The following is an 18,100-nucleotide window of genomic DNA, read 5'->3' on the forward strand; positions in this document are numbered from 1 at the left end:
CGCAGGTTCAAATCCTGTCCCCGCAACCAAATGGTCCCGTGGTGTAGTGGTTAACATGCCTGCCTGTCACGCAGGAGATCGCCGGTTCGACCCCGGTCGGGACCGCCATTTCATATAAAGAAAAGAACGAAACAAGTTGTTTCGTATTTTTTTATTTGTTTTAACAAAAAACTAATAAAGACAGTCAAACTATCCTTAGGACAACTCCTAAGGACTTTTTTATATATTCAAAACCTGTATAATAAAGAGCAGAGAACATTGTGAGTAAAGTAGGTGAAGTCTGTGAGTAAATATGAAGTAACAACAAAATCTTCTGAGGAAACACAAAGGTTATCAGAAAAACTAGGTGAGCTCGTAGAGGCACAAGACGTAATTATTTTAGAAGGAGATCTTGGAGCTGGTAAGACGACTTTTACAAAGGGACTAGCAAAAGGTCTTGGAGTGAAAAGAGTTGTAAATAGTCCTACCTTTAATATCATCAAAGAATATAAAGGAAGATTACCGCTATATCATATGGACGTGTATCGCTTAGCAGAAAGTGAAGAGGACTTAGGCTTTGATGAATATTTCTACGGTGAAGGAATTACGGTAGTAGAATGGGCTCATTTAATAGAAGCATATTTACCGAATGAAAAGTTACAAATTAGTTTATTCCATGCTGGAGATGACACAAGAAAAATTATACTCGAGCCAATTGGAGATCGCTATATTAGATTATGTGAGGAGCTATTACAAGATGAAAGTACTAGCAATTGATACTTCAAATTACGTAATGGGTGTATCCCTTATTGAGGAAGAAAACGTAATTGGGGAAATCATTACAAATTTAACAAAAAACCATTCTGTACGTCTTATGCCAGCTGTAGAGAAACTGTTAAAAGAGTGTGGCGTAAAACCGAAGGAATTAACTAAAATCGTTGTAGCTGCTGGACCTGGATCCTATACAGGTGTTCGTATAGGCGTGACAGCGGCGAAAACATTAGCTTGGTCACTTCAAATACCAATTGTAGGTGTATCAAGTTTAGAGGTAGTAGCTGCAAACGGTGCTAACTTTAACGGGTTAATTTGTCCTTTATTTGATGGAAGACGTGGGCAAATTTATACTGGGTTATATACATATGAAGGAGAGCAGTTAACTTCAATAGAAGAAGACCGAATTATTCTTATTGTAGACTGGTTGCAAATGTTAAAAGATAAAGGACAGCCTGTTTTATTTATCGGTAACGATGTTAAATTGCATAAAGAAACAATTATAGAACATTTAGGTGATCAAGCTGTATTCGCTCCATTTACTAAAAATAACCCAAGACCAAGTGAGCTAGCATTCTTAGGATTACAAAAAGAAGAACAAGATGTGCATACGTTTGTTCCAAGCTATCTTCGTTTAGCTGAAGCTGAAACAAAGTGGTTAGAAAGTCAAAACAAGTAGGAGCTTGCAGAAGATGGATATGATATTTAGAAAGATGGAGCTTGATGATATTGCTCAAATTGTAGCTATTGAAGAAGCGTCTTTTTCAACTCCTTGGACTGCAGATGCCTTTCACCGTGAATTAACGATGAATGAACATGCACATTATATTGTGTTAGAAAAAGATGGTCGTGTAGTCGGGTATTGTGGATTGTGGATAATTATTGATGAATCACATATAACAAATATAGCTATTTTGCCAGAATACCGAGGTCAAAAGTTAGGAGATGCCCTATTGAAAGCAGTTATTTCTGAAGCGAAAGAACTAGGGGTAAAAACAATGACACTTGAAGTACGTGTATCAAATGAAGTAGCAAAGCAGTTATACAGAAAATACGGATTTCAAAATGGTGGGATTCGTAAACGATACTATGCAGACAATCAGGAAGATGGTCTCGTAATGTGGGTGAATATATAATGGAAAAAAATACGATTATACTTGGTATTGAAACAAGTTGTGATGAAACAGCAGTAGCAGTTGTTAAAAATGGAACGGAAATTATTGCGAATGTCGTTGCATCACAAATTGAAAGTCATAAACGTTTTGGCGGCGTTGTACCAGAGATTGCATCCCGTCATCATGTAGAAGAAATTACAGTTGTGTTAGAAGAAGCTTTAAAGGAAGCAAATATCACATTTGATGATATTGATGCAATTGCTGTAACAGAAGGTCCTGGTTTAGTAGGAGCACTTCTAATTGGAGTAAATGCAGCGAAGGCAGTAGCGTTTGCACATGATATTCCGTTAGTCGGTGTTCATCATATTGCTGGTCATATTTATGCGAACCGTTTAGTAAAAGAAGTTCAATTCCCGTTATTATCACTTGTTGTATCTGGTGGGCATACAGAACTTGTTTATATGAAAGAACATGGTTCATTCGAAGTAATTGGTGAAACACGAGACGATGCAGCTGGAGAAGCATATGATAAAGTAGCTCGTACGTTATCTATGCCATATCCAGGTGGTCCTCATATTGATCGCCTTGCACATGAAGGAGAACCGACAATTGATTTGCCTCGTGCATGGCTAGAACCGGATTCGTATGATTTTAGCTTTAGTGGATTGAAATCAGCAGTTATCAACACTGTGCATAACGCAAAACAGCGCGGTATAGAAATTGCACCAGAAGATTTAGCGGCAAGTTTCCAAGAAAGTGTAATAGATGTACTTGTAACGAAAGCAGCTCGTGCAGCAGAAGCTTATAATGTAAAGCAATTACTTCTTGCTGGTGGAGTAGCTGCTAATAAAGGACTTCGTGCGCGATTAGAAGAGGAATTTGCACAAAAAGAAAACATTGAATTAATTATTCCGCCGCTATCTTTATGCACAGATAATGCAGCGATGATTGCAGCGGCAGGGACAATTGCTTATGAACAAGGTAAGCGTGCAACATTAGCCTTAAATGCAAATCCAGGATTAGATATTGAAGCATAGTTATACACATAATTAACCACAGGTTGTGGATAAAACCCATATTATCTGTTGATAATGTGGGTTTTATTGTGTATATAAAATGTTGATAACTTTTTTGTTGACTGTGGATAATGTGGAAAAGTTATTTTGATGTTTATTTTATAAAGGTGGATATGTGTATAAACTTGTGGATAAATAGGTTGATGTCAGACCTTTGAATTTGTTCTTTTTCGGGAAATAAAAAGCAAAAAGATATCCCTGAAAAACATTTTGAAACATCTCCCCATTATAGAAGATGCTAATATTGTCAATCTTTGTCGTTAAAAAGATATTTCGTGTCGAATTGTTAATATATATAGGGTTACAATAGATATATTTAAAAAATCGTTAGTATATTCTAAGTTACGATAGATATATTCAAAAAATTGTTTAAGTACTAAAAAAAGATGTCACATAGTCAAAAATCCTGACTTATGAGACATCTTCCTTATTTAAATATGCTTATACATGCAGCTCTTCCCATTCTGCCATACAAGTTTCAAGTTGTTCTTGTAGCGTTTGCTTTTTAGTTGTAATTTCACTAGCTTTTTCATAATCTGCATATATTTCTGGTAAGCAAAGTTGATCTTCTAACGTAGCAATTTCTTCTTCTAATTCCACTATACTTTGTTCTAGCTCTTCAATTTTTCTAGTGCGTTGACGCTCTAGTTTTTTACGCTCTTTTTCTTCTAAATAATTTAATTTCTCTTGTGCAACCACCTTTTGAACAGGAACGTCACTTTCTTGCTGTTCAAGTTCTGCACGTTCAATCATTTCATTTTTCTTTTCAACGTAGTAATCGTAATCCCCTAAATATTCCTGTGCACCTTCTGTTGATAACTCAACCACAGTCGTTGTTACACGGTTAATAAAGTAGCGGTCATGTGAGACGAATAGAAGAGTCCCTGGGTAATCAATTAAAGCATTCTCCAAAATCTCTTTACTATTTAAATCAAGGTGGTTCGTAGGCTCATCTAGAATTAACAAATTTGACTTTTGCATCATAAGTTTTGCAAGAGCTAATCGAGCTTTTTGTCCACCACTAAGGGAAGATACTGGTTTCAGTACATCATCTCCTGTGAATAAAAAATTCCCAAGTATAGTACGGATTTCTTTTTCCGGTTGCAGTGGATATTCATCCCATAGTTCATTTAAAACCCGTTTAGAAGATGTTAAGTTTGCTTGTTCTTGATCATAATAACCAACAGATACATTTGATCCGAAAGAAACATCACCATTTAATAGTGGTAACTTATTCACAATGGATTTTAACAATGTGGATTTCCCAATTCCGTTTGGACCAACTAAAGCAACACTATCTCCGCGAGTTAAGCGCATAGTTACATGTTCAATTATAGGGTTTTCATCATAGCCGATGGTTGCATCATTTACTTGTAAAACATCATTTCCACTTTGTTTTTCAATATCGAAGTGGAATGATGCTGACTTAGAATCCCCTAATGGTCTCGTTAATAATTCCATTCTGTCTAGTTGTTTACGGCGACTTTGAGCACGTTTCGTTGTAGAAGCGCGAGCTATATTCTTTTGAACGAAGTCCTCAAGTTTTGCGATTTCATCTTGTTGTTTTTCGTAACGTTTCATTTCTTGCTCATATAATGCTGATTTTAAGTCTAAATATTTACTGTAGTTACCAACAAATCGTCTGCTTTCTTTATTCGAAATTTCATATACTTGTGTAACGAGTTTGTCTAAGAAATAACGGTCATGTGAGACGATTAATATTGCGCCAGGATAACCTTGCAAATATTGCTCAAGCCATGTTAATGTTTCGATGTCTAAATGGTTTGTAGGCTCGTCCAAAATAAGTAAGTCTGGTTTTGTTAATAATAATTTCCCGAGAGCTAATCTTGTTTTTTGCCCGCCGCTTAAAGTAGAGATCGTCGTCTGGTGCGTTTCAACTGGGAAGCCAAGGCCGCTTAAAATGGAGCGAATATCCGCTTCATATTGATATCCACCTTGATCTTTATAATTGAGTTGTAGTTGGTCATAATCAGCTAACAATCTTTCATATGTAGCTTCGTTTGAAAAGTTTTCTTCTTTTCCCATTTCTTGCTCAAGCCTTCGAAGTTTTGTCTCCATTTGCTGTAAGTGGGTAAAGACGGTTAGCATTTCATCCCAAATTGTTAAAGACGTTTCTAGTCCAGTATTTTGAGCTAAATATCCGATTGAGACATCTTTCGGTTTTATAATTTCGCCACCATCATGAGATAATTCACCAGCGATAATTTTTAATAATGTAGATTTTCCTGCTCCATTCCTTCCAACTAATGCGATACGATCTTTTGTTTGTACTTCCAATTTTATGTTTGCAAGAATCGTTTCTGCACCGTATAATTTCGAAAGCGCGTTTACTTGTAATAAAATCAATGTTTTCACCTCAAATAATTTCTTAACTTTGCCATGTTTATATTTCTCAATCATACTAAAAATAGTGTATAGTTTAAAATAAAGAGAGAATACTTCTTCTCTTTATTATACAAGGAATTTAATGAGTGCTAAACTTCTGTATTTGATTAAAGTATATGAATAAAGATAGGAAGAGAGGAGAGGTCATATGGATCAGCAAAAGATTCCACAAGCCACTGCTAAAAGATTGCCTCTATACTATCGATTTATCCAAAACTTATCTCTTTCTGGTAAGCAGCGTGTTTCATCGGCCGAATTGAGTGAGGCAGTAAAAGTAGATTCCGCAACAATACGAAGAGATTTTTCGTATTTTGGAGCGTTAGGGAAAAAGGGATATGGATATAACGTAAATTATTTATTATCATTTTTCCGCGAAACACTTGATCAAGATGATATAACACGTGTAGCACTTATTGGAGTAGGTAATTTAGGGACCGCTTTCTTACATTATAATTTCACGAAAAACAATAATACAAAAATTGAAATGGCATTTGATGTTAGTGAAGAGAAAGTTGGAACAGAAATCGGGGGCATTCCTGTATATCATTTAGATGAATTAGAAGAGAGATTATCAAATGATATACAAGTGGCAATATTAACAGTACCGGCTACAGTAGCACAAGCTGTAGCAGATAGATTAGCTGAAACAAGCGTGCACGGTATTTTGAATTTCACACCAGCGCGATTAAACGTATCAGAGAATATTAGAATTCATCATATTGACTTAGCTGTAGAGTTACAAACATTAGTTTACTTTTTGAAAAACTATCCACAATAAAACGCAGAGGAAGCGACCTCTGCGTTTTATTATTGTTTCTTCTTTGTGAATTTAACTAATATAAGGCGAAGTGCCAAATTAAAATCAATTGTTGCCATAACTGCAAATAGTATTGTCCACATATTCCAGATTGTATCTGTCACGTTCGTAATGGCGAAGCGTGTAAAGATACATCCAAGAAGGAAGTATAGTGCAGCCATGAACAATGGTGAGTTTCTCATACAAAAAATCCTCCGATAAAGCCTTGCATTTTTTCAGCTTCTTTAATCATTTCTTGAATTTGTTCATTGCTCATAAAAATTTGCCCAATAGCGACTAATGTATTCATCGCAACATGAGCTGCAATCGGAACGATAATACGTTTCGTCTTCACATATAAGAAGGCGAATACGAGCCCCATAGCAGTGTATACCAATAAGTGAGTAAAATCAAAATGAATTGTTGCGAATACAAGCGAACTAATGATAGCTGCGATAAAGAAGTTAAACTTCTTATAAAGCGTGCCGAATAGAATTTTTCTAAATACGATTTCTTCTAAGATAGGTCCAATTATAGATACAACAATAAGGAACCAAGGTATCGTTCTTGCGATGTCCATCAGTCTGTCTGTATTCTCAGATCCACGTGGAACCCCAAATACATACATTTCAATCATACCTGCAATGGATTGTGAGATGATTGCTAAGAAGAACCCGATAAAAATCCATCCAATAGTAGCTGGAACAGAAGAGCGCATTGGATCTAAATGCCTGTCACGAATATCTGTTCTAAGTAACCAAAGCACGATACATAATGCAATAAAGAAGCTAATGATTGCCCAGTGTCCCGTTATGATTTGTCCTTTTTCTTCAATGGTAAATCCTCTATTATCATAGAGTCCTGTTTTTAGGAGAAGTGGTAATCCAACAACGCCAGATAACTGCATTAAAATGTATGTAACGATAATCCACCAGTATTGTTTCTTCAAATGGTTTAACCATCCTTTCTAACTATAGTGTATGAGATAAGTTAGGATAACATGTAAATATGCTACCTACGATATAAACCTCTTGAATTATGTTTTTTTCGTAAATCCTTATTTGAAATTATAATAGAAGACAGGAGAAAGTTGTATGTGTAGCGAAAACAACTTAGGGTGTCCTTTCATATTGTAACATACGAGCAGTGGAAACAACGATTCATATAGTAAAGGCAGTATTGTATATAGAAAGTTTATATAGTGATTTGCGAAAAAATTATGATTTTTTTACTTGCAAAAGAAATTGAGATTATTTATTATTATAAGTGTGTTAGCACTCGGATGACTTGAGTGCTAATAAAAGAAATTTACATAACAAAATGAGGAGGTTATTGTTCATGCTAAAGCCATTAGGTGATCGCGTTGTAATTGAGCTTGTTCAAGCAGAAGAAAAAACAGCAAGTGGTATTGTATTACCAGATACTGCAAAAGAAAAACCACAAGAGGGTAAAGTTGTTGCAGTAGGTACTGGTCGAGTGCTTGAGAATGGTGAGCGTGTTGCTTTAGAGGTAGCAGCAGGTGATCTTATCATCTTCTCAAAATATGCAGGTACTGAAGTGAAATATGAAGGTACAGACTACTTGATTTTACGTGAAAGTGATATTTTAGCAGTTATCGGTTAATTATATAAATCTTAAAAAATCCAAGGGGGTCAATTATTATGGCAAAAGATATTAAATTTAGTGAAGAAGCACGTCGTTCGATGCTTCGCGGTGTCGACACTCTTGCAAACGCAGTAAAAGTTACGCTTGGACCAAAAGGTCGTAACGTTGTACTTGAGAAAAAATTTGGTTCACCACTTATTACAAATGATGGTGTAACAATCGCAAAAGAAATCGAATTAGAAGATGCATTCGAAAACATGGGTGCGAAATTAGTAGCAGAAGTTGCTAGCAAAACAAATGACGTAGCTGGTGACGGAACAACAACTGCAACTGTATTAGCGCAAGCTATGATTCGTGAAGGTCTTAAAAACGTAACAGCTGGTGCGAACCCAATGGGTCTTCGTAAAGGTATCGAAAAAGCTGTTACTGCTGCAATTGAAGAATTAAAAACGATTTCTAAACCAATCGAAGGCAAATCTTCTATCGCACAAGTAGCTGCTATTTCTGCAGCTGACGAAGAAGTAGGTCAATTAATCGCTGAAGCAATGGAGCGCGTTGGTAACGACGGCGTTATTACTTTAGAAGAGTCTAAAGGATTCACAACAGAATTAGACGTAGTAGAAGGTATGCAATTTGATCGTGGATATGCATCTCCTTACATGATTACTGATTCTGACAAAATGGAAGCAGTTCTTGATAACCCATACATCTTAATTACTGACAAAAAGATTTCTAACATTCAAGAAATCTTACCAGTATTAGAGCAAGTGGTACAACAAGGTAAACCACTTCTTATCATTGCTGAAGATGTAGAAGGCGAAGCTTTAGCTACATTAGTAGTGAACAAACTTCGTGGTACATTCAACGTAGTAGCTGTTAAAGCTCCTGGATTTGGTGACCGTCGTAAAGCAATGCTAGAAGATATCGCAATCTTAACAGGTGGCGAAGTAATCACTGAAGAATTAGGTCGTGACTTAAAATCTGCTACAGTTGAATCTTTAGGACGCGCTGGTAAAGTTGTTGTTACAAAAGAAAACACAACTGTAGTTGAAGGTGTAGGAAGCACAGAACAAATCGAAGCTCGCATCGGTCAAATCCGTGCGCAATTAGAAGAAACAACTTCTGAATTCGATCGTGAAAAATTACAAGAGCGTCTTGCTAAACTAGCAGGTGGCGTAGCAGTAATTAAAGTAGGTGCAGCAACTGAAACTGAGTTAAAAGAGCGCAAACTTCGCATTGAAGATGCACTTAACTCAACTCGTGCAGCAGTAGAAGAAGGTATCGTTGCAGGTGGTGGTACTTCACTTATGAACGTATACACAAAAGTAGCTTCTATCGTAGCTGAAGGCGACGAAGCAACAGGTATCAACATCGTACTTCGCGCACTAGAAGAGCCAGTTCGTCAAATCGCAATCAACGCTGGTCTAGAAGGATCTGTAGTTGTAGAGCGTCTAAAAGGCGAAAAAGTAGGCGTTGGTTTCAACGCAGCTACTGGCGAATGGGTTAACATGCTTGAGTCTGGTATCGTAGATCCAGCTAAAGTAACTCGTTCTGCACTTCAAAACGCAGCATCTGTTGCAGCTATGTTCTTAACAACTGAAGCTGTAGTAGCTGACAAGCCAGAACCAAATGCACCAGCAATGCCTGACATGGGCGGCATGGGCATGGGCGGTATGGGCGGAATGATGTAATAGTAAAGTTATTTAAATTCAGTGGATATACTGTTTTGGTATAACTAACTGCTCGTTATGCTTTTAATATAAAATCCCTCCATTATTATTGGATAATAATGGAGGGATTTTATTAATTTTTTATGCTTTTAAAAGTTGATAAAAAAATTGATGGGAGAAATAAATAATATGAAGTATGAAATTGATTGGAATAAATTACTTAATGAGACAAGACTGAAGTATAAAAAGTGTGGTAAATCGAATATGGTACAACAAGAAATTGAGGACGATCCGGATGGAATTTTAGAGCATAGAAATCAATTTGAACGAGATTATGACCGAGTGATGAGTTCTTCTTCGTTGAGAAGGTTACAAGATAAAGCGCAGGTATTCCCACTGCAGGAAAGTGATTTTATTCGAACGAGATTAACTCATTCTATGGAAGTATCGGCAATTGCTCGTTCATTTGGGATGTGGTTGGAAAAATGGTTGAGCAAGAAAGGTGAAATCTCTCAGGAGGACTTTGGTAAAATCCCAGCAATGTTGGCAACTGCAGGGTTAGTCCATGATATTGGGAATCCCCCATTTGGACATTATGGTGAAGATGTTATCAAAGCTTGGTTTACAAAGTATTTTGAGGAGAATGATGTTGATTTAGAAACTGAACAAAAAAGTGATTTTCTCAATTTTGATGGTAATGCTCAAGGATTAAGAGTTCTTACAAGATTGCAATTTTTGAATGATCAATGTGGAATAAATTTTACGTATGGAACTTTATCTGTGCTTATTAAATATCCATGGGATTCCGCAGATGAGATAGCTAAGGAGAAACAAAAATTTGGTTATTTTCAGCAAGATAAAGAATTAATTAAGGATGTAATTGAAGAAACTGTGGGCACTCGTGTGCGTAGTACTCGAAATCCGTTAACCTATTTTCTTGAAGCTTCAGATGATATTGCTTATTTGGGAGCGGATGTAGAGGATGGGGTGAAAAAAGGGTTAATACCTTGGGAAAAAATCTTTGAAGATGAAATTGCGAATGAAGAGAGTGAAATCTATAAAGCATATACCGAGGACATTAAAGAATTAAAGCAAAAGCATGACAGGGCAAAACAAAATCAATTCCCAGATTTTGTTTTAACTAGTGTGCAAAATTTCAAAGTATGGGCACAAGGACAAATGATTCGTGAAGTTAAAAAAGAGTTTATAGGGAATTATGACAACATAATGAATGGGGTTTATGGCGAAGAAGGGTTATTAAATGATAATCAAAAAGCAAATCTTTTAAATAAATTTTTATTTGATTTATTAGTTAAATACTGTTTTGCTAGTAGGGAAGTACTTTCTCTCGAATTGGCTGGTGATTCGGTTATAACAGGATTGTTAAATGTTTTCGTGAAAGAATGTATAATGAATGATTTGGATTTTGAAAAAAATCATAAAGATAAAGCTAGAAAATTAATGAGAATGATTTCTAACAATTTTATCTTTGTTCATTTATTAAATGACGATTATGAGAATCCGCAAATGGACAAAAAAGTTAATGATTTGGATGCATATTCTAGATTGCTTTTAATTACTGATTTTATTTCAGGAATGACGGATTCTTATGCGGTTGATTTGCATCAGAAATTAAAAGGTGTTAAAATACGTTAAATACCATTTGGAGATGAGATGATTAGATTATGAATAAAAATCTAGAAATCAGAAATGAATTTTTTAGAATCCTGTCTAATCGCCCAAACGCAAAAAAATTAATATCCTCTTTAGATGAAAATGCTGAGTTGCTTTTATTTGGAGGCTGTATTCGTGATTACTTAGATAATCGTTTTTCACAGGTACCTAGAGATTTTGACATTGTTATAAATACTCGAGGGTTAAATGTTGAAGACTATGTTTTTGGTTTTGAGAAAATAAGTTGTAAGAAGAATAAATTTGGTGGTTATAAAATTCTAGTTGACAACTTAAAGTTTGATATATGGGAACTTGACAAAACTTGGGCATTTAAGGAACGAATTATCGAGTTTAATGAAATAGCAGATTTAAATAAAACGGTATTTTTAAATATAGACTCTATATTTTATAACCTTAATACAGGAGATCTTTATGATGAAGATTTTCGTAATGCGATTGCTAATAGTGAATTGGATATAGTCTTAGATAAAAATCCATATCCTGAACTGAATTTAGCAAGAGCATTTAGATATAAAAACAAATATAACCTGAAATTTTCTGACAAATTGAATGATTTTATCGTTACTTGGATGAGAGATTTTGATAGCAAGCACGAAGCTACCAATATCCTGAAGGAAATTGAGTTAAAAAGATATAATCAATCAACAGTTGATTTGTCTGTATATTAGATAAAAATAAGCCCTTATTTATTAAATAAGGGCTTATTTTTATCTAAAAGTTAGAATTTAATGCATTGTAAAACTAATTTCTGTAGAATTTTGTCGCTTTCTCTCTTGACCATATTGATACTTCATTGTTAGAATCTAGGAAGATAATATAAAACGATCCTTCATATATCCTCAATGATATGGTTTGAGAGTCTCTACCGGGTTACCGTAAACAACCTGACTATGAAGGCAGTGTGTCTTATATTTATAAAGAGCGGAGACTATCTTTCTTTATAAAGCCAGACCCCTGCCTTTTCTTTGTTATGAGACTAGAGGCGGAGGACTGGCTTTTTTTATTATATTGGTAATGCTTTTCGCCAAATTGGTGAAAATATTTATATACGAGAACTAACGTTGGGGTGATTATTTTGAAGAAACAACACGATACAATTATCGTTTTAGATTTTGGAAGTCAATACAATCAGTTAATAGCACGTCGAATTCGTGAGTTCGGTGTATACAGTGAACTTCATCCACATACAATTACTGCAGAAGAAATTAAAGCAATGAATCCAAAAGGGATTATTTTCTCTGGTGGACCAAATAGTGTATACGGTGAAGGTGCATTACATTGTGATGAAAAAATCTTTGAACTAGGTTTACCAATCTTCGGTATTTGTTACGGTATGCAGCTTATGACGCAACACTTCGGTGGTAAAGTAGAGCGTGCAAATCACCGTGAGTACGGAAAGGCTGTTCTTAAAGTAGAGAACGAATCAAAATTATATGCGAACCTTCCAGAAGAGCAAGTTGTATGGATGAGCCATGGCGACTTAGTAACTGGTTTACCTGAAGGATTCGTAGTAGATGCAACAAGTGAGTCTTGCCCAATTGCTGGTATGAGCAATGAAGCGAAAAACTTATACGGTGTACAATTCCACCCAGAAGTACGTCACTCTGAGCACGGTAACGATTTAATTAAAAACTTCGTATTCGGCGTATGTGGTTGTTCTGAAGGATGGAACATGGAGAACTTTATTGAAGTAGAATTAGAAAAGATTCGTGAAACTGTTGGAGACAAAAAAGTACTATGCGCACTTAGTGGCGGTGTAGACTCTTCTGTTGTAGCAGTATTAATTCATAAAGCAATTGGTGATCAATTAACATGTATTTTCGTTGACCACGGTTTACTTCGTAAAGGTGAAGCGGAAGGCGTTATGAAAACATTTAGCGAAGGCTTCCATATGAACGTTATTAAAGTGGATGCAAGAGACCGCTTCATGGACAAGTTAAAAGGTGTAGAAGATCCAGAACAAAAACGTAAAATCATCGGTAACGAATTCATTTACGTATTTGATGATGAAGCATCTAAATTACAAGGTATGGACTTCCTAGCACAAGGTACACTTTACACAGATATCGTTGAGAGTGGTACAGCAACTGCGCAAACAATTAAATCTCACCATAACGTTGGTGGACTTCCAGAAGACATGCAGTTCAAATTAATTGAGCCTTTAAACACGTTATTTAAAGATGAAGTACGTGTATTAGGATCTGAATTAGGAATTCCTGATGAAATCGTATGGCGTCAACCATTCCCAGGACCGGGTCTTGGTATTCGTGTATTAGGTGAAATCACAGAAGAGAAATTAGAAATCGTTCGTGAATCTGATGCGATTTTACGTGAAGAAATTATTAAAGCGGGCTTAGACCGTGAAATCTGGCAATACTTCACTGCGCTTCCTGGTATGCGTAGCGTAGGTGTTATGGGTGACGAGCGTACTTACGATTACACAGTAGGTATCCGTGCGGTAACATCTATCGACGGTATGACAGCTGACTGGGCACGTATCCCTTGGGACGTATTAGAGAAAATCTCTGTACGTATCGTAAACGAAGTAAAACACGTTAACCGTATCGTGTATGATGTAACGAGTAAGCCACCAGCAACTATTGAGTGGGAATAGTATTTATAAAAAGGTCCATCTATTGCTTATGCATAGGTGGATCTTTTTTGTTTTGGTGTTAATACGAACAAAACTATAAAAGTTTACAAAAACGTTCGTTTTTAAATTGACAAAACTACTTCGTCGAGTTAATATGATTATGTAATTCAAACAAAAAGTGAATATTATAGCCGTCGTATAATATCGGGGATATGGCCCGAAAGTTTCTACCTAGCTACCGTAAATGGCTTGACTACGAGGCGTTTTTATAAAGGTGAGGGGAATCTTATCTTTATTCATAGAACGCTTCCATGTATATATGCAATGGAAGCCTTTTTTGTTTCTCGGGATAAAAGAGGGCTAGGAGAAATGCGGCGAGTAATCATATAACGGGGGAAACGTAGGATGAAACGCTATTTTCAGTTTGATGAGCTCGGTACGAATTATAAGACTGAGTTCATAGCAGGGTTAACGACATTTCTATCTATGGCTTACGTACTATTTGTCAATCCTGCTACGCTGTCGCTTGGAAATGTTAAAGGGTTACCAGCAGGTACAGGGATGGATCCAGGGGCAGTATTCGTTGCTACGGCATTAGCGGCAGCGATCGGTTCGTTAATTATGGGTATTTTCGCGAAGTATCCAATTGCTTTAGCGCCAGGTATGGGAATTAACGCGTTCTTTGCTTATACAGCAGTGTTAACGATGGGGATTCCATGGCAAACAGCAATTGCCGGAACATTAATGTCAGGTATTATCTTTATTATTCTTACTGCTTCAGGTATTCGTGAAAAAATCATCAATGCAATTCCATCGGAGTTAAAGTTTGCAGTAGCAGCAGGTATCGGATTGTTCATTGCATTTCTTGGATTCCAAAATGCCGGAATTATCGTGAAAAATGATGCAGTTCTTGTTGGGTTGGGGGACTTAACAAAGGGTACAACGTTACTAGCAATCTTCGGGGTTGTTACTACGATCATCTTCATGATTAAGAAAATTAATGGTGCAGTATTTTACGGTATGATTCTTACAGCGATCTTAGGAGTAGCAACAGGATTAATTGATACTCCGAAAGCTGTGGTGGGAGCAATACCGAGTCTAGAACCAACGTTCGGCGTGGCGTTAACGCACTTCGGAGATATTTTCACAGTTCAAATGGGGATTGTTATTATAACGTTCTTCTTTATCGATTTCTTTGATACAGCAGGTACGCTTGTAGCGGTTGCGAATCAAGCAGGATTAATGAAGAACAATAAATTACCACGTGCCGGAAAAGCGTTATTTGCAGATGCGATTGCAACTGTAATTGGTGCGATTCTTGGTACATCAACAACAACGTCTTACATTGAATCGTCTGCAGGGGTAGCAGCAGGAGGACGTTCTGGATTTACAGCAGTTGTAACAGCAGGATTCTTTTTACTGGCACTATTCTTCTCGCCATTACTAAGTGTTGTAACGCCAGCTGTAACGGCGCCGGCTTTAATTATTGTAGGAATCTTGATGGTTTCTTCCTTAGGGGAAATTGATTGGAAGAAATTCGAGATTGCAGTGCCAGCATTCTTTACAATTATCTCTATGCCACTTACGTATAGTATCGCAACTGGGATTGCGATTGGATTTATCTTCTATCCAATTACAATGGTTGTGAGTGGTCGTCGTAAAGAGGTTCATCCGATTATGTATGTTATGGGAGTTTTATTCGTACTATATTTCATCTACGTTCGTAAATAAAAGGGGTTTTTTAAAGGTCTAGACTTAAGGGGAGTCTAGACCTTTTTTGCGTCTTCAGAAAATCTTAAGGATTTCCGAGCGTTTTTCTTCAGAAGTTTTCCTATAATAGAAGTTAGGGATTAAAAAAGTGATGGGGGAGATATTGTGGCACACGAAACAATACTTGTCGTAGATGATGAAAAAGAAATTCGGAATTTAATTACAATCTATTTAAAGAATGAAGGATATAAAGTATTACAAGCAGGAGACGGAGAAGAAGGATTACGTCTATTGGAAGAAAATGAAGTACATCTAGTCGTATTAGATATTATGATGCCGAAAGTGGATGGTATTCATATGTGTATGAAGGTAAGGGAAGCGAAAGAAATGCCTATTATTATGCTTTCTGCCAAAACGCAAGATATGGATAAGATTTTAGGATTAACAACAGGGGCAGATGATTATGTAACGAAGCCGTTTAATCCGTTAGAGCTAATTGCACGAATTAAATCTCAGTTACGCCGTTATATGAAAATGAATGGTTTCGCTATTCAAAATGAGGACGAGTTAGAAATTGGGGAGATGAAAATCAACATCTCGACCCATAAAGTTATTGTAGAGGGAGAAGAAGTGAAACTAACTCCGAGGGAATTTTCAATTTTAGAATTGCTAGCTAGAAATCCAGGTATGGTGTTTAGTGCGGAGCAAATTTATGAAAAGGTGTGGAACGAACGATCTTTCCAGTCTGATAATACTGTAATGGTGCATATTCGAAAAGTGCGTGAAAAGATTGAGGAGAATCCAAGGAAACCTAGATATATAAAAACAGTATGGGGAGTGGGGTATAAGATTGAAAAAGATATTTAATCCGTTTACTTATATAAGGAAAATAAGACAATTAATTGAGAAATTAGTAAAGAGCGTACGAAAGAGTATAAGGATTCAATTGATTACTACTTTTGCTGCTTGTGCGTTATTAGGAGTTTTGTCAGCAAAGGCAGCAGCACCGTTTTTTGAGAATGCGAATCGTCAAGCAACTATCGATTATCGGGCTGGTATGGAACAAATTAATCACCAAGCTCAAGGAGCGGCAAATAGTTCGGTTCATGAAAATAAATTAGAAGCTATATCAAATATGATCGAAATGGAGAACCAAAATTTAGAGCAAGGGTCTAGAGCTTTGAAGATATTGGTTACTGATGAAAGTGGTAAAGTTTTATATAAAACAAAGCAAGCGCAAGAAGAGCAAATCGATTTGCATAATACGATTCGTAATGCAGCATCATTCGCGATTAATTATACAGATGGTAGAAATGTATTTGAAAGTACAAGAAAAGAGTTTATATCTTTTTCACCTATTACTATTGAAGGAAAGAATTTGTACATGTTTGTTAGTGGAATTCCAGAGGGAGAGGTAATATATGATACGCAAGAAGGACCATTCCCGTTTTTAATTGGTGTACTTGTATTCATTTTCTCTTTCTTCTATATAACAAAGAGAAAGATGAAGCAGATTGAAGCAATGGCACAAGGCGTAAAGGAAATAGAAAGAGGTAACTTAGCCTACCGCATTGAGAAAAAAGGTGAAGATGAGATTGCAGCTTTAACGGAGAATATTAATAATATGGCAGAAGAGCTTATGAATAATATAGAAAAGGAACGTAAATTAGAAAAGCAAAAGAATGAGCTTATCACAAATGTATCGCATGATTTGCGTACACCACTTACTTCTATTATGGGTTACTTACGATTACTTCGAGATTCTAAATATGAAAATAAAGAACAACACGATGAGTATACGAGAATTGCTTTTGCAAAGTCGGAGCAGTTAAAAAATTTAATAGAAGATTTATTTGAGTATACGAAGTTAACAAATGAACAAGTTGTATTAGAAAAACAAGAAGTATGTGTAAATGAGTTGCTTGAGCAATTAATAGAAGAGTTAGTACCGCAAGCGGAAGAGCATGGACTTACTTTTGTTAAGAAGTTTCCTGAGGAACGTGCTTATGCATCGATTGATTCGGAAAAGATGGTTCGTGTATTTGATAATTTACTAATGAATGCAATTAAGTATAGTAAAGATGATGGAGAGATAAAAGTTTCTCTTCAAAGGCAGCGTAGGGATATACAAATTGTAATTGCGAATCATAGTGAAGAGTTTACAAGAGAAGAGTTAGCGAATTTGTTTGAACGTTTCTATAAGAAGGATCAATCTCGAAGTAGAGTAACGGAAGGGTCGGGACTCGGTTTAGCGATTGCGAAAAGTATTGTTGAGTTACAAGGTGGTAGTATTCGAGCGGAATATAGGGATGGCACTATTCAAATTATCGTCTCGTTACCAATTATAGAAAAATAATAAATGAATAGAATGATATGTGATAAAAAGGCTTATTTTAAAAGAAATAAGCCTTTTTATATTTTTTATAAAAATATATTGACGATTAGAGCTTAGAGGTGTAATATAGAACAAGTCGCCGATGACATTAACGTCGAAAGCGACAAACGAAATGAAAAACTTAGTTGACATTAACTAACGAAGATGTTAACATAAGGAAGTCGCAAATGAGCGACCTAGTAGTTCTTTGAAAACTGAACGAAACAAACAACGTGAAACGTCAATTTTTATTTTAGATGCTAGACAAACTAACTTTATTGGAGAGTTTGATCCTGGCTCAGGATGAACG

16 protein-coding genes, 1 tRNA gene and 2 riboswitches are annotated in these 18,100 nt (G+C 36.1%); of the genes, 14 read left to right on the forward strand and 3 right to left on the reverse strand.

Translation table 11 applies throughout. The annotated features are described in order from the left end of the window. The first annotated feature begins 32 nt into the window (after positions 1–32). From ACTFR3_RS29550 to tsaD, 5 genes are all read left to right on the forward strand, one after another. Positions 33–108, forward strand: a tRNA-Asp gene (locus ACTFR3_RS29550). 174 nt (positions 109–282) lie between these two features. Then, the gene (gene tsaE / locus ACTFR3_RS29555) at positions 283–756 is read left to right on the forward strand and encodes a tRNA (adenosine(37)-N6)-threonylcarbamoyltransferase complex ATPase subunit type 1 TsaE (RefSeq protein ID WP_000049642.1); all 474 of its coding nucleotides are present in this window, start codon (positions 283–285) and stop codon (positions 754–756) included. Continuing rightward, on the forward strand, positions 737–1,429 hold the full coding sequence (gene tsaB, locus ACTFR3_RS29560) for a tRNA (adenosine(37)-N6)-threonylcarbamoyltransferase complex dimerization subunit type 1 TsaB (RefSeq protein ID WP_000865740.1): 693 nt from the start codon (positions 737–739) through the stop codon (positions 1,427–1,429). The genes tsaE and tsaB overlap by 20 nt, the downstream gene beginning before the upstream one ends. A gap of 13 nt (positions 1,430–1,442) precedes the next feature. Next, entirely contained in the window at positions 1,443–1,886 is a 444-nt protein-coding gene (rimI, locus tag ACTFR3_RS29565; protein ID WP_000367190.1) for a ribosomal protein S18-alanine N-acetyltransferase, read from the forward strand. After that, entirely contained in the window at positions 1,886–2,902 is a 1,017-nt protein-coding gene (tsaD, locus tag ACTFR3_RS29570) for a tRNA (adenosine(37)-N6)-threonylcarbamoyltransferase complex transferase subunit TsaD (RefSeq protein WP_000414585.1), read from the forward strand. The genes rimI and tsaD overlap by 1 nt, the downstream gene beginning before the upstream one ends. 480 nt (positions 2,903–3,382) lie before the next feature. Here tsaD and ACTFR3_RS29575 read toward each other — a convergent pair whose 3' ends face one another. Next, positions 3,383–5,308, reverse strand: a complete 1,926-nt coding sequence (locus ACTFR3_RS29575; RefSeq protein WP_000602146.1) for an ABC-F family ATP-binding cassette domain-containing protein — start codon at positions 5,306–5,308, stop codon at positions 3,383–3,385. Positions 5,309–5,495: 187 nt separating this feature from the next. Here ACTFR3_RS29575 and ACTFR3_RS29580 point away from each other — a divergent pair, with 187 nt between their 5' ends. Next, a complete protein-coding gene (locus ACTFR3_RS29580) occupies positions 5,496–6,125 on the forward strand; it encodes a redox-sensing transcriptional repressor Rex (RefSeq protein WP_000372699.1) in 630 nt (209 codons plus the stop codon). Between the two features lie 29 nt (positions 6,126–6,154). Here the strand turns inward: ACTFR3_RS29580 and ACTFR3_RS29585 are convergent, their stop codons facing one another. Next, the gene (locus tag ACTFR3_RS29585; protein WP_001246201.1) at positions 6,155–6,346 is read right to left on the reverse strand and encodes a YdiK family protein; all 192 of its coding nucleotides are present in this window, start codon (positions 6,344–6,346) and stop codon (positions 6,155–6,157) included. Beyond that, positions 6,343–7,092 (reverse strand): CPBP family intramembrane glutamic endopeptidase, encoded by a 750-nt coding sequence (locus ACTFR3_RS29590; protein ID WP_000745324.1) that lies wholly within the window; start codon positions 7,090–7,092, stop codon positions 6,343–6,345. The genes ACTFR3_RS29585 and ACTFR3_RS29590 overlap by 4 nt, the downstream gene beginning before the upstream one ends. Positions 7,093–7,481: 389 nt before the next feature. Here ACTFR3_RS29590 and groES point away from each other — a divergent pair, with 389 nt between their 5' ends. The 8 genes from groES (at position 7,482) to ampS (ending at position 17,772) form a co-directional block, all read left to right on the forward strand. Continuing rightward, positions 7,482–7,766: a co-chaperone GroES gene (gene groES, locus ACTFR3_RS29595; protein WP_000917311.1), complete on the forward strand. Its 285-nt coding sequence runs from the start codon at positions 7,482–7,484 to the stop codon at positions 7,764–7,766. Between the two features lie 38 nt (positions 7,767–7,804). Next, positions 7,805–9,439, forward strand: coding sequence for a chaperonin GroEL (groL, locus tag ACTFR3_RS29600; protein ID WP_001029993.1), 1,635 nt, complete (start codon positions 7,805–7,807; stop codon positions 9,437–9,439). Positions 9,440–9,607: 168 nt separating this feature from the next. Then, on the forward strand, positions 9,608–11,074 hold the full coding sequence (gene dgt / locus ACTFR3_RS29605) for a dGTP triphosphohydrolase (RefSeq protein ID WP_440045133.1): 1,467 nt from the start codon (positions 9,608–9,610) through the stop codon (positions 11,072–11,074). Between the two features lie 29 nt (positions 11,075–11,103). Further along, on the forward strand, positions 11,104–11,781 hold the full coding sequence (locus tag ACTFR3_RS29610) for a hypothetical protein (protein WP_440045134.1): 678 nt from the start codon (positions 11,104–11,106) through the stop codon (positions 11,779–11,781). A gap of 141 nt (positions 11,782–11,922) precedes the next feature. Continuing rightward, positions 11,923–12,024: riboswitch (purine riboswitch) on the forward strand. A gap of 164 nt (positions 12,025–12,188) precedes the next feature. Further along, positions 12,189–13,727, forward strand: coding sequence for a glutamine-hydrolyzing GMP synthase (guaA, locus tag ACTFR3_RS29615; RefSeq protein ID WP_000743909.1), 1,539 nt, complete (start codon positions 12,189–12,191; stop codon positions 13,725–13,727). Positions 13,728–13,879: 152 nt separating this feature from the next. Continuing rightward, positions 13,880–13,982: riboswitch (purine riboswitch) on the forward strand. A 129-nt stretch (positions 13,983–14,111) separates the two neighbouring features. After that, positions 14,112–15,437 carry an NCS2 family permease gene (locus ACTFR3_RS29620; RefSeq protein ID WP_000833082.1) on the forward strand — a complete coding sequence of 442 codons (1,326 nt, stop codon included), beginning with the start codon at positions 14,112–14,114 and terminating at the stop codon, positions 15,435–15,437. A 144-nt stretch (positions 15,438–15,581) separates the two neighbouring features. Next, positions 15,582–16,283: a response regulator transcription factor gene (locus ACTFR3_RS29625; protein ID WP_000929885.1), complete on the forward strand. Its 702-nt coding sequence runs from the start codon at positions 15,582–15,584 to the stop codon at positions 16,281–16,283. Next, positions 16,267–17,772 (forward strand): aminopeptidase AmpS, encoded by a 1,506-nt coding sequence (ampS, locus tag ACTFR3_RS29630; protein WP_000719224.1) that lies wholly within the window; start codon positions 16,267–16,269, stop codon positions 17,770–17,772. The genes ACTFR3_RS29625 and ampS overlap by 17 nt, the downstream gene beginning before the upstream one ends. The last annotated feature ends 328 nt before the right edge of the window (positions 17,773–18,100 follow it).

This window comes from Bacillus cereus group sp. MYBK14-1 (genome assembly GCF_051916885.1).
Lineage (GTDB): Bacteria > Bacillota > Bacilli > Bacillales > Bacillaceae_G > Bacillus_A > Bacillus_A cereus.